General features: G+C 65.8%; 11 protein-coding genes, 2 tRNA genes and 1 pseudogene. 5 read left to right on the forward strand and 9 right to left on the reverse strand.

Annotated features, from left to right (window positions below; all coding sequences use genetic code 11):
- Positions 1–384: ClpX C4-type zinc finger protein (locus ACRDTL_RS07825; RefSeq protein ID WP_431506144.1), on the reverse strand; the 384-nt coding region annotated here is incomplete at its 3' end.
- A gap of 279 nt (positions 385–663) precedes the next feature.
- On the opposite strand from ACRDTL_RS07825, the gene mmuM reads away from it, so the two are divergent.
- A complete protein-coding gene (mmuM, locus tag ACRDTL_RS07830) occupies positions 664–1,536 on the forward strand; it encodes a homocysteine S-methyltransferase (protein WP_431506153.1) in 873 nt (290 codons plus the stop codon).
- Positions 1,537–1,553: 17 nt separating this feature from the next.
- On the opposite strand, the gene clpP2 is transcribed toward mmuM, so the two are convergent.
- The 4 genes from clpP2 to ACRDTL_RS07850 form a co-directional block, all read right to left on the reverse strand.
- Positions 1,554–2,189 carry an ATP-dependent CLP protease proteolytic subunit ClpP2 gene (clpP2, locus tag ACRDTL_RS07835; protein ID WP_431506145.1) on the reverse strand — a complete coding sequence of 212 codons (636 nt, stop codon included), beginning with the start codon at positions 2,187–2,189 and terminating at the stop codon, positions 1,554–1,556.
- 116 nt (positions 2,190–2,305) lie between these two features.
- Positions 2,306–2,908, reverse strand: a complete 603-nt coding sequence (locus tag ACRDTL_RS07840; protein WP_431506146.1) for an ATP-dependent Clp protease proteolytic subunit — start codon at positions 2,906–2,908, stop codon at positions 2,306–2,308.
- 96 nt (positions 2,909–3,004) lie between these two features.
- Positions 3,005–4,429 (reverse strand): trigger factor, encoded by a 1,425-nt coding sequence (gene tig, locus ACRDTL_RS07845; RefSeq protein ID WP_431506147.1) that lies wholly within the window; start codon positions 4,427–4,429, stop codon positions 3,005–3,007.
- A 35-nt stretch (positions 4,430–4,464) separates the two neighbouring features.
- Positions 4,465–4,541: transfer RNA gene (locus ACRDTL_RS07850), tRNA-Pro, on the reverse strand.
- Positions 4,542–4,666: 125 nt separating this feature from the next.
- Here ACRDTL_RS07850 and ACRDTL_RS07855 point away from each other — a divergent pair.
- The 3 genes and pseudogenes from ACRDTL_RS07855 (at position 4,667) to ACRDTL_RS07865 (ending at position 7,268) form a co-directional block, all read left to right on the forward strand.
- Positions 4,667–4,737, forward strand: a tRNA-Gly gene (locus tag ACRDTL_RS07855).
- Between the two features lie 30 nt (positions 4,738–4,767).
- Positions 4,768–5,940 (forward strand): annotated as a pseudogene (locus ACRDTL_RS07860) (serine hydrolase domain-containing protein); the annotation flags it as partial.
- Positions 5,941–6,089: 149 nt separating this feature from the next.
- The gene (locus tag ACRDTL_RS07865; protein WP_431506148.1) at positions 6,090–7,268 is read left to right on the forward strand and encodes a serine hydrolase domain-containing protein; all 1,179 of its coding nucleotides are present in this window, start codon (positions 6,090–6,092) and stop codon (positions 7,266–7,268) included.
- 20 nt (positions 7,269–7,288) lie between these two features.
- Here the strand turns inward: ACRDTL_RS07865 and ACRDTL_RS07870 are convergent, their stop codons facing one another.
- The 4 genes from ACRDTL_RS07870 to ACRDTL_RS07885 all read right to left on the reverse strand — a co-directional run bounded on the left by ACRDTL_RS07870 (position 7,289) and on the right by ACRDTL_RS07885 (position 9,671).
- Positions 7,289–7,585 carry a pilin structural subunit Mtp gene (locus ACRDTL_RS07870; protein WP_431506149.1) on the reverse strand — a complete coding sequence of 99 codons (297 nt, stop codon included), beginning with the start codon at positions 7,583–7,585 and terminating at the stop codon, positions 7,289–7,291.
- Positions 7,586–7,677: 92 nt separating this feature from the next.
- Positions 7,678–8,484, reverse strand: a complete 807-nt coding sequence (locus ACRDTL_RS07875) for an Fpg/Nei family DNA glycosylase (RefSeq protein WP_431506154.1) — start codon at positions 8,482–8,484, stop codon at positions 7,678–7,680.
- A 1-nt stretch (position 8,485) separates the two neighbouring features.
- The gene (locus ACRDTL_RS07880) at positions 8,486–8,965 is read right to left on the reverse strand and encodes a ribose-5-phosphate isomerase (RefSeq protein ID WP_431506150.1); all 480 of its coding nucleotides are present in this window, start codon (positions 8,963–8,965) and stop codon (positions 8,486–8,488) included.
- Positions 8,966–9,059: 94 nt separating this feature from the next.
- Positions 9,060–9,671: an Rv2466c family mycothiol-dependent reductase gene (locus tag ACRDTL_RS07885; protein ID WP_431506151.1), complete on the reverse strand. Its 612-nt coding sequence runs from the start codon at positions 9,669–9,671 to the stop codon at positions 9,060–9,062.
- Between the two features lie 93 nt (positions 9,672–9,764).
- Between ACRDTL_RS07885 and pepN the strand changes: the two genes are divergently transcribed.
- Positions 9,765–12,323 (forward strand): aminopeptidase N, encoded by a 2,559-nt coding sequence (pepN, locus tag ACRDTL_RS07890; protein ID WP_431506152.1) that lies wholly within the window; start codon positions 9,765–9,767, stop codon positions 12,321–12,323.
- Positions 12,324–12,481: the final 158 nt, after the last annotated feature.

Genomic DNA, 12,481 nt, shown 5'->3' on the forward strand with positions numbered 1-12,481 from the left:
GGCAAGCAGAGTCTTGCCACAGCCGGTCGGCCCGAGCAGCATGATGTTCGACTTCTGCAACTCGACCTCGGCCTCCCCCTCGGCCTGGCTGATCTGGACGCGCTTGTAGTGGTTGTAGACGGCGACCGAGAGAGCGCGCTTGGCGGCCTCCTGGCCGACCACGTACTCCTGCAGGACGGCGTGGATTTCGCGCGGCTTCGGCAGGTTCTCCAGCTCGAAGGCGGGAGGGGCGGTCAGCTCCTCGTCGATGATCTCGTTGCAGAGGTCGATGCACTCGTCGCAGATGTATACGCCCGGGCCGGCGATGAGCTTCTTGACCTGCTTTTGACTCTTCCCGCAGAAGGAACACTTCAGCAGGTCACCGCCGTCTCCGATGCGCGCCATGGTGCTGGAGGCCTACTTTCCTGTTCATCGTCGGTCGTGGTACGTCGCGTATATTTCCCGACGCTACCCGCTTGCTCTGGCCCGACGCGACCGTTAAGGCCGAATCGCGTCAGTGATATTCGTGGATATTCGTGCCTGGGCCTGAACATATCGTCTGACGGTGCCTATCGCACGACGGAACGCGCCACTGTATCCCTGGCGTGTCGTGGCCGTTATTCGACTGAGAGCAGCGGCGCGAAGAGGGGGAGCCGGGCACCTCCCTACAGTGGGTCTGTGGGAATCGCCGTGCCCGCCGATGCCGCGTTGATCGGCGATGGCGGTCTGGCCACCGAGTTGGAGGCGCGTGGTAACGACCTGTCCGACCCGTTGTGGTCGGCGAGGCTGTTGGTGGATGCCCCGCAAGAGATCACCGCCGTGCATCGCGCCTTCTTCGAGGCCGGGGCGATGATCGCGACCACGGCCAGCTACCAGGCGTCGTTTGAGGGTTTCGCGACCCGCGGGATGAGCCGGGATGACACCGTCCGGTTGCTGCGGCGCAGCGTCGAACTTGCCAGGGCGGCGAGCGCCGGGGTGAGCGATCGCGTGGTGGCCGCCTCGGTCGGGCCGTACGGCGCCGTACTCGCCGATGGGTCCGAATACCGGGGCCGCTACGGGATGAGCGTCGCCCAGCTGGAAGCCTGGCATCGACCTCGGCTCGAGGTGCTGGCCGACGCCGGCGCTGACATCCTCGCGCTGGAAACCATTCCCGATATCGACGAGGCCGAGGCGCTGGTGAACCTGGTGCACCGGCTCGAGGTGCCGGCTTGGCTCAGCTACACCGTCGACGGCCTGCGCACGTGCGCCGGCCAGCCGCTGGAAGACGCATTCGCGGTGGCCACCGACGTCACCCAGATCCGCGCGGTCGGCGTCAATTGCTGCGCGCCCGATGACGTTCTGCCGGCAATCGAGCTGGCCGCCGAAACCGGCAAACCCGTGATCGTGTATCCCAATAGCGGCGAGCGCTGGGACAACAGCCGCCGCGCCTGGGTCGGTTCGTCACAATTTTCGGCTCAGGCGGCCAAGCAGTGGGTGGCAGCGGGGGCGCGCATCGTCGGTGGCTGCTGCCGGATCCGGCCCGCCGACATCGCCGAATTGGCAGCCACGCTCGCCTGACCCGATCGCGAGGAAACTCAGGCCGTCTTCGCCGAGAGCTTCCGGTACTCCAGCACGGTGTCGATGATCCCGTAGTCCTTCGCCTCTGCGGCGGTCAGAATCTTGTCGCGGTCGGTGTCTTTGCGGATCACGTCGGCGTCCTTGCCGGTGTGCTGGGCCAGCGTGGTTTCCATCAGTGTGCGCATGCGCTCGATCTCGGCGGCCTGAATCTCCAAGTCGGAGAACTGACCCTGAATCACCCCTTGCAGCGACGGCTGATGGATCAGCACACGCGCGTTCGGCAGCGCCATCCGCTTGCCGGGCGAGCCCGCGGCCAGCAGCACCGCCGCGGCGGAGGCCGCCTGACCCAGGCACACGGTCTGGATGTCGGCCCGCACATACTGCATGGTGTCGTAGATCGCCATCAGCGAGGTGAACCCGCCGCCGGGTGAATTGATGTACATCGTGATGTCGCGATCGGGATCCAGCGATTCGAGCACCAGTAGCTGCGCCATGATGTCGTTCGCCGACGCATCGTCGACCTGGACGCCCAGGAAGATGATGCGCTCCTCGAACAACTTGTTGTACGGGTTGGATTCTTTAACGCCCCAACTCGAGTGCTCGATGAACGACGGCAGGATGTAGCGCGCCTGCGGCTGTATTTCGCGATTCATGGGACCTCCTTCGGCGGGAAACCCCGGCATTTATGCCGGCGAGGACCGCCGAACCCGACCTGCGCGGGCGTGCGATCCCTAGGTTGGAATCCCCAGACTTCAGTCTGGGGAGGACGTCAAGAGACGGCTCCATTGACTTGGGCGTTGGTGATGATGTGGTCGACGAAGCCATATTCCAGGGCTTCTTGGGCGGTAAACCAGCGGTCGCGGTCCGAGTCCGCCACGATCCGCTCGATCGGTTGACCGGTGAACTCGGCGTTGAGCCGGAACATCTCCTGCTTGATCACCGCGAACTGCTCGGCCTGGATGGCGATGTCGGCGGCGCTGCCCGTCACACCACCGAGCGGCTGGTGCATCAGGATGCGGGCGTGCGGCAGGGAATAGCGTTTGCCCTTGGTGCCCGCAGCGAGCAGGAATTGGCCCATCGAGGCGGCCATACCCATCGCGTAGGTGGCGATGTCACACGGCGCCAGCACCATGGTGTCGTAGATCGCCATGCCGGCGCTGATCGATCCGCCCGGGGAGTTGATGTACAGCGAGATGTCTTTGTTGGGGTCTTCGGCGGCGAGCAGCAGAATCTGTGCGCACAGCCGGTTGGCGATGTCGTCGTTCACCTCCGAGCCCAGGAAGATGATGCGCTCGGAGAGCAACCGCTCATAGACCGAGTCGACGAGATTCAGACCCTGCGTGTTCGAACGCATGTCACTCACATCTCTCATTAGGCGGTTCCTGCTTCTCTCGAGTTCCATATGCACCGACCCTAACCAACCGACGCGGCCGCGCACTCCCCCAACTGCCGGCGTTCGCTTAGAGCATCACTCCGTGCCGGTCTCTGATCCGTCCTCGGCCTCGTCGGCCTCCGGAGTTAAATTGTCGGCCTCCTCAGCCTCGCCTGCCGGCTCGGCCTCGTCGGTCTCCGGGCGCCGGGCGAAGAACTCGCTGGTGTCGACGTCATTTCCATCGGCATCGGTAACGGTGGCCGCCTCGACCACCGCGGCGATCGTCAGCCCGCGCCGCACATCGGCGAACATGGCCGGCAACTGATTGTTCTGCTGCAGATACGCCAGCAGTTGCTGCGGCTCGATGCCGTACTGCTGCGAGCTGAGCACCAGCCGTTCGGTCAGGTCTGCCTGGCTCACCTGGATGTCCAGGTCGTCAGCCAGTGCGTCCAACAACAGCTGGGTCTTGATGCCTTTTTCGGCAGCCGAGCGGGTGTCGGCGTCGAACTCCTCACGCGACGAGCCCTGCTCGGCGAGCACCTCGGCGAATTTGGCCTCGTCGTGCTCCAGGCCGTGCAGGGCCCTGTGCACGGTGTCGTCCACTTGGGCCTGCACGACCGCTTCCGGCAACGGGATATCGATCTGCTCGAGCAGGGTGTCCAGGGTCTTGGTCCGGATGGCCTCCGCCTGCTGGACGCGCTTGGCTCGGCGCGCTTGCTCGGCCAGGTTGGCCCGCAGTTCATCGGCCGTGTCGAATTCGCTTGCCAGTTGCGCGAATTCGTCATCAGGCTCCGGCAGTTCGCGCTCCTTGACCGCCCCGACGATGACCGTCACCTCGGCCTCCTGCCCGGCGTGGGCGCCGGTGCCCAACGTGGTGGTGAACACCCGGGATTCGCCGGCCGACAGGCCGACGATCGCGTCGTCGAGCCCCTCCACGAGCCGCCCGGAGCCGACCTGGTGGGACAGGCCCTGCGTCGCCGCGTCCGGCACCTCCTCGCCGTCGACGGTGGCCGACAGGTCGATCGAGACGAAGTCGCCGTCAGCGGCGGGCCGTTCGACGCCGGTCAGGGTGCCGAACCGGGCGCGCAGCGACTCCAACTCAGCTTCGACGTCGTCGTCACTGACCTCGATGGGGTCGACGGTGACCTTCAGCGCGCTCAGCTCGGGCAGCGAGAAATCCGGCCGCACGTCGACCTCGGCGGTGAAGATCAGCTCCTGGCCGTACTCCTTTTTGGTCACCTCGATCTCGGGTTGGCCCAGCGGCCGGACGTCGGATTCGGTTACCGCTTGCCCGTAGCGGCCGGGCAGTGCCTCGTTGACCACCTGGTCCAGCATCGCCTCGCGACCGATCCTCGCTTCGAGCAGCTTGGCCGGCGCCTTGCCGGGACGAAAGCCCGGCAGCCGCACCTGCTTGGCCAGCTCCTTATAGGCGCGGTCGAAGTCCGGCTCGAGCTCGGTGAAGGGCACCTCTACATTGATGCGAACCCGGGTAGGGCTCAACTGCTCGACGGTGCTCTTCACGGCTGTACTCCTCGGTGTCGGTTCTGGCAGTCACATGGTCGGGGTGACAGGATTTGAACCTGCGGCCTTCCGCTCCCAAAGCGGATGCGCTACCAAGCTGCGCTACACCCCGCGCTGACGTCGCGATCCTACGGCCCGGCGCGGCCTGCCCGGCAGCGACCTCACGGCCAGGTCACACGGCGGACTCATTTGGATTTGATGTCTGCCGCGACGTACAGTCGCGCTCGACTAATACACGCGGGCGTAGCTCAATGGTAGAGCCCTAGTCTTCCAAACTAGCGACGCGGGTTCGATTCCCGTCGCCCGCTCAGCGTGGGGCTTTGCTGGACAGGAGGCGCGTGGCCGACGTCGACATCCAGGGCTCATGCACGCCGCCCTTCCAGAGAGTACGTGACGCGTTCGAACAGAACTTTGCAATGCGCAATGAGATCGGCGCCGCGGTCGCGGTCTGGGTGGACGGGGATCTCGTCGTCAACCTGTGGGGCGGCTTCGCGGACGCGCCCGGTACTCGTCCGTGGCGTGAAGACACACTGGCCAATGTGCTCTCCGGCACCAAGGGGCTGACAAGCACGTGCGTGCACCAACTCGCCGACCGAGGTGAGATCGACCTGCACGCTCCGGTGGCCCGCTACTGGCCCGAGTTCGGGCAGGCCGGCAAACAGGCCATCACCATCGCGATGGTGATGAGTCACCGGTCCGGGGTAATCGGACCGCGTACCCGTCTGCCCTGGGAGGAGGTCGCCGACTGGGATTTTGTCTGCGAGCGGCTGGCCGCCGCCGAACCGTGGTGGAAGCCGGGCACCGCCCAGGGCTACCACATGACCACTTACGGGTTCATCCTCGGCGAAGTCTTCCGCCGGGTCACCGGGCGCACAGTCGGTCGGTACCTGCGCACCGAGATCGCCGAGCCGCTCGGCGCCGAAGTGCACATCGGCTTGCTCCACCGCGAACAACACCGCTGCGCCGATCGGGTGAACAAGCCGCACATCCGAGAGATGCTGGCCGACGTCCAAGCCCCTGGCTACCCCACCACGCTTGACGAACATCCGAAGGCCGGGCTCTCCGTCGCGATGGGGTTCGCCCCAGACGACGAACTCGCCTGCAACAACCCGGAGCTGTGGCGGGAGCTCGAGTTCCCCGGCACCAACGGGCACGTGTCGGCCTTGGGTCTGGCGACGTTCTACAACGCGCTCGCCCAGGAGAAGCTGCTGAGCCGCGATCACATGGACCTGGTCCGGGTGTCGCAAGGCGGGTTCGACACCGATCTGGTGCTCGGCCGTCGAGTGGCCGACCACGGGTGGGGTCTGGGCTACATGCTCAATCAGCGTGGCGTGAACGGGCCCAACCCGGGGATCTTCGGCCACGGTGGCCTGGGCGGCTCGTTCGGCTTCGTCGACCTGGAGCACCGAATCGGTTATGCCTACGTAATGAATTACTACGACGCCACCAAAGCGAACGCCGACCCGCGCAGCATCGCCCTGAGCGACGAGGTCTACGCCGCACTCGGGGTTATGACGGAATCACGCTTCGAGCAATTTCCTGCGCGTAGCTCACTGTGGGAACCTAGTCTTCCAACTAGCAACGCGGGCTCGGTTCCCGGCGCCCGCTGAGGAGAGGTTCTCGAGGCCGAGGAGGTCAACCAATCGGCCAGAGACGCGCCATGGTCGACGCCGACATCCATGGCTCGTGCGCGGCGGGCTTCGAACGGGTTCGCGACGCGTTCGAGCAGAATTTTGCGCTGCGCGACGAGGTCGGCGCCGCGGTCGCGATCTACGTGGACGGAGACCTCGTCGTCAACCTGTGGGGTGGATCGGCTGACGCCGCCGGCACTCGGCCATGGCGCCCGGACACGCTGGCCGCCGTGCTCTCCGCCACCAAGGGACTGACGAGCACGTGCGTGCACCAGCTCGTTGAGGTCGGCGAACTCGACCTGCATGCGCCGGTGGCCCGCTACTGGCCTGAGTTCGGGCAAGCAGGCAAACAGGACATCACTATCGCGATGGTGTTGAGTCACCGATCCGGGGTGATTGGACCGCGTACCCCGCTGCGCTGGGAAGACGTCGCCGACTGGGATTTTGTCTGCGAGCGACTGGCCGTCGCGGAACCGTGGTGGAAGCCGGGTACCGCGCAGGGCTATCACCTGGCTACCTTCGGCTTCATCCTCGGCGAGGTATTCCGCCGGGTGACCGGCCGCACGCTCGGTCAGTACCTGCGCAGCGAGATCGCCGAGCCGCTGGGCGCCGACGTGCACATCGGCTTGACCCCGGCCGAACTGAATCGCTGCGCAGATCTGATCGGCAAACTGCACCCCCGCGAGTTGCTGGCCAATGCCCCCGAAAGTCCGGTCACGCTGGATGAGCACCCGAAGGCGGGGTTGTCAGTCGCGTGGGGGTTCATACCCGACGACGAACTCGGGTCCAACAATCGCACGCTTTGGCGCCAACTCGAGCTCCCCGACATCGGGGGTCACGTCTCTGCGCTGGGACTAGCGACCTTCTACAACGCATTGTCCCAGGAGAAGCTGCTCAGCCGGCGACACATGGAACTGGTTCGGGTGCCGCAAGGCGGCTTCGACACCGATCTGGTACTCGGTCCCCGGGTCGCCGACCATGGCTGGGGTCTGGGCTACATGCTCAACCAGCGCTGTATCAATGGACCTAACCCGCGAATCTTCGGCCACGGTGGCCTCGGTGGTTCCTTCGGGTTCGTCGACCTGGAACACGGTATCGGCTATGCGTACGTGATGAATCGGTTCGACGCCACCAAAGCCAACGCCGACCCGCGCAGCGTCGCATTATCCGACGAGGTCTACGCTGCGCTCGGTGTCACGAAGGCCTGACCCGGGCTCAGGGCGCGGCGTCAGTGTCCGCCGGGTCCTCCGCCGGGGCCCGGTCCTCCGCCGCCAGGCCCGAAGTCACCCCCTGGGCCCGGTCCGCGGAAATCCCGGCTGTGGTTGGGGCCGTCGATGTCGCGGTGGAAGTCGTCGTGGCAGTTACCCGGATCCCAGTTAGGTCCCCACTGAGGGTCAAAGGGCTGGCCCGGGCACCAGTGGTAATCCGGTAAGGGGCCGACTTGGGCTTGAGCGTCGATTGCGGTCAGCCCCAACCCGGCGGCCATTATGACTGTCATTACAGCGAAGCGTGCGAACTTTTTCATCCGGCGTTCGTACCCGAACGTCTCGCCGTCAAACGCGATCAGACGGTTAAACCCCGGACAATTCCCGGCCAACTCCGTGGCAGACGCGGCCGTCAGCTTTGGCAGCTTGGGCACCAGAAGACATTCCGGCCTTCCAATTCGGCCGTGTGGATCGTCGTCCCGCACACCCGGCACGGGTCGCCGCCGCGCCGGTACACATAGGTGCGGGGCTTATCGGGGCCATATGACGGCGCACCGTGGTCGTGTTCGGGGCGCACGACGATGATCTTGCCGCGGCGCAAGCCGACTTTCATCAGCGCTACCAGGTCGGTCCATGCTGCACCGAATTCGGCTTCGCTGATCGCACGACCGATCCGGTATGGATCGATCCGATGCCGGAACAACAGCTCACTGCGGTAGACGTTGCCGACCCCGGCGATCACGGTTTGGTCCATCAGCAACGCACCAATGGGCCTGCGTGACTTGGTAATTCGCTTCCACGCCCAGCCCGGATCGGTGTCGCGGCGCAGTGGGTCGGGCCCTAGCCGGGCCACCACCTCGGCGACCCGGGCCTCGTCGAGCAGCTCGCATACCGTCGGGCCGCGCAAATCGGTGCCGTACTTCGCGCCGACCATCCGCATCCGCACCTGGCCGACCGACGCCGGCGTCGCAGCATGGGGCGTTCGCTGCCATTCGCTGAACGTTCCGTACAGGCCAAGGTGCACGTGCACGATCGGGCCATCGGCGTAGTGGTGGAATAAGTGCTTACCCCACACGCTCGTCCGTTGCAGTACCCGGCCGTCGACGGCGGCAGCCGAGGCGGCGAACCGGCCCTGCGGACTGGATACCGCCACCGGCGAGCCGGCGAAGCGTCGCTGATGCAGCCGGGCCAGCCGGTGCAGAGTATGCCCCTCGGGCATGTCAGGCGGGCGCGCCGGGCACCGGAGGTACTCGGTGGGTGCGCTCATACTCGGCGAGAATGTCGATACGTCGTTGGTGGCGTTCGGCTTTCGACCAAGGCGTGTTGACAAAGGCATCGACGATGGCCAGTGCCTCGGAAACGGTGTGCATCCGCCCGCCGATGCCGATCAGCTGGGCGTTGTTGTGCTCACGGGCCAACGTCGCGGTCTCCACACTCCAGGCCAGCGCGCAACGCGCCCCGGGGACCTTGTTAGCGGCGATCTGCTCACCGTTGCCCGATCCGCCCAACACGATGCCCAGGCTGTCCGGGTCGGCCACCGTGCACGCCGCTGCAGTGATGCAAAACGGCGGGTAGTCGTCGTCGGCGTCGTAGCTGAACGCACCGCAGTCGACCGGCTCGTGTCCGACTTTCTTCAAGTGCTCGATGATGTGCTGCTTGAGTTCGAAGCCGGCGTGGTCAGACCCGAGGTAGATGCGCATGCCCGTGATCCTTCCATTGTCGCGAGCGTGCGTGTCACCGGCCGACGCCGGACTAATCGCCGGGTTTGTGCACGCTCGTCATCGAAAAGGGCGGCTAGTCGAATTGCGGGGGCTCGGTGCGGGTCCGCTTGAGCTCCCAGAAGTGCGGATAGGACGCATAGGTCACCGAGGCGTCCCATAACTTGCCCGCCTCCTCACCACGTGGAATCCGCGACAGCACCGGGCCGAAGAACGCCACCCCGTTGACGTGAATCGTCGGCGTGCCGACGTCCTCGCCGACGGCATCCATGCCGGCGTGATGGCTCTCGCGCAGCGTGTCGTCGTAGGCATCGGTGTCGGCCGCGTCGGCCAGCTCGGCCGGCAAACCTACCTCGGCCAACGACTGCTTGATGACGTCGTCGAGCTCTTTGTTGTCCTGATTGTGGATACGGGTGCCCATCGCCGTGTACAACGGCGCGAGCACCTTGGCGCCGTGCGCCTGCTCGGCGGCGATCGCCACCCGCACCGGCCCGAAGGCCTTCTTCATTCCCTCCCGGTACTTCTCGGGTAGGTCGTCGCGGCCCTCGTTGAGCACCGCCAGGCTCATCACGTGGAAGTTCACCTCGATATCGCGGACCTTCTCCACTTCCAGGATCCAGCGCGAGGTAATCCACGCCCACGGGCACAGCGGATCGAACCAGAAATCGGCCACTGACTTCTCGGGCATTATGGGATCCTCTCGTCGACGGTCGGGCAGTAGCGCCGTCCAGCACAACCGTAGCCGCGACGCACCTCTTCCCGCCGCGGTTAAGTTGGTCTGGTGGCCCTTCCCAATCTCACCCGTGACCAGGCCGTCGAACGCGCCGCTCTCATCACCGTCGACAGCTACCGGATCAACCTGGACCTGACCGACGGCAACGGCGAGCCGGGCGAACGCACCTTCCGCTCGATCACGATCGCGGTGTTCGACGCGCTGCCCGGCGCGGACGCGGTCATCGATATCGCCGCGGAAACGATTCGCCGCGCCACGCTCAACGGCCGCGACCTCGACGTGTCCGGCTACGACGCGGCGACCGGTATCGCGCTGAGCGGCCTGGCAGACGACAACACCGTCGTCGTCGACGCCGACTGCCGCTACTCCAACACCGGCGAGGGGCTGCACCGTTTCGTCGACCCGGTCGACGATGAGGTGTACTTGTACTCGCAGTTCGAAACCGCGGACGCCAAGCGGATGTTCGCCTGCTTCGACCAGCCCGACCTCAAAGCAACCTTCGACGTGTCGGTGACCGCGCCCAAGCGTTGGCAGGTCGTCTCCAACGGTGCCACCGTCACCGTCGACGACGGTGTGCACACATTTGCCACCACGCCACGGATGAGCACCTATCTCGTGGCGCTGATCGCCGGGCCGTATACCCGCTGGGACGACACCTACGTCGACGAGCACGGCGAAATCCCGCTCGGCCTCTTCTGTCGGGCCACGCTCGCCGAATTCATGGACGCCGAGCGGCTGTTCACCCAAACCAAGCAGGGATTCGGTTTCTACCACAAGCACTTTGGTATGCCGTATGCGTTCGGCAAGTACGACCAGTTGTTCGTCCCGGAGTTCAACGCCGGCGCCATGGAGAACGCGGGTGCGGTCACCTTCCTGGAGGACTACGTCTTTCGCAGCAAGGTCACCCGGGCGTCCTACGAACGGCGCGCCGAGACGGTCCTGCACGAGATGGCGCACATGTGGTTCGGCGACCTGGTCACCATGCGCTGGTGGGATGACCTGTGGCTCAACGAGTCGTTCGCCACTTTCGCTTCGGTGCTATGCCAAAGCGAGGCAACCGAATTCAGGCAGGCGTGGGCGACATTCGCCAACGCGGAGAAGTCGTGGGCCTACCGACAGGATCAGCTGCCCTCGACGCACCCGGTGGCCGCCGACATACCGGATCTGGCCGCCGTCGAAGTCAACTTCGACGGCATCACCTACGCCAAGGGCGCTTCGGTGCTGAAACAACTGGTCGCCTATGTCGGGCTGGAGCAGTTCCTGGCCGGTCTGCGGGACTACTTCCGTGAGCACGCGTTTGACAATGCGACGTTCGACGACCTGCTGGCCGCGCTGGAGAAGGCCTCCGGACGCAATCTGTCCGAATGGGGACGGCAGTGGCTCAAAACCACGGGGCTCAACACATTGCGTGCCGATTTCGACGTCGACGACGGCCGGTTCACCCGGTTCACGATCACCCAAAGCGGTGCGGCTCCGGGCGCCGATGAGACGCGGGTGCACCGGCTCGCAGTCGGAATCTACGACGACGACGGAGCGGGCCGACTGATCCGGATGCGTCGCGAAGAGCTGGACGTCGCCGGCGCCAGCACGGACGTTCCCGCGATGGTCGGAGCGTCGCGTGGCCAGTTGGTCCTGGTCAACGATGACGATCTGACCTACTGCTCGCTGCGGCTGGACCCCGAGTCGCTGCGGACCGCCATGGCGCGCATCACCGATATCGCCGAGCCACTGCCACGCACGCTGGTGTGGTCGGCGGCCTGGGAGATGACCCGCGAGGCCGAGCTGCGTGCCCGCGACTTCGTGGCACTGGTCTCGGCCGGCGTCGGGGCTGAAACCGAGGTCGGGGTGGCGCAGCGGCTGTTGATGCAGGCACAGACCGCGCTGGGGTCCTACGCCGAGCCGGGCTGGGCGCATTCGGAGGGGTGGCCGGCGTTCGCCGATCGGATGCTGGAGTTGGCCCGTAGCGCCGGCGGCGGGTCGGATCACCAGTTGGCGTTCGTCAATGCGCTGTGCGCGTCGGTGCCCTCGGAGCGGCACACCGACGTGTTGTCGGCGTTACTTTCCGGCGATCCGGGTCAGCAGGGACTGCCCGATCTGACGGTGGATACCGATCTGCGCTGGCGCGTCGTCGCCGCGCTGGCCAGAGCCGACGTCATCGACGCAGACGTGATCGACGCCGAAGTGCAGCGCGACCCGACCGCTGCCGGCAGGCGACAAGCCGCGCAGGCGTTGGCGGCGCGGCCGCAGTCAGACGTCAAGGAGAAGGCGTGGATCGAGGTCACCGAGGACGACACCCTGCCCAACATCACCGGCCGGTCGATCATCGCCGGCATCGTCGCGCCGGGTCAGGAGGAGTTGCTCAAGCCGTTCACCACCCGCTACTTCGCGGCGATACCCGGCGTGTGGGAGCGCCGGTCCAGCGAGGTCGCACAGACGGTGGTGGTCGGCTTGTATCCGTCGTGGGACATCAGCGCCGACGGGCTCGCCGCCGCCGACCGATTCCTGGCTGACCCGCAGCTACCACCGGCACTGCGCCGGTTGGTGATCGAGGGGCAAGCCGGGGTGGAGCGCTCGCTGCGGGCCCGTCGGTTCGACGCCTCGGCTTGATCCGCGACTGTGCGCAAAACCGGGTTTCCGAGCGGGGCATTGTCAAGTAGTCATTGCAACATATGGCCAGTTGTGGTGTGGGCTGGGCAAACCCCGGTTTGGATTGAGCGCCGTGCGCCTGGGCGGGCAGGGGCTGTGCGCCTGCCTGTGCCGCTGCG

The organism is Mycobacterium sp. (assembly GCF_050700595.1).
Lineage (GTDB): Bacteria > Actinomycetota > Actinomycetes > Mycobacteriales > Mycobacteriaceae > Mycobacterium.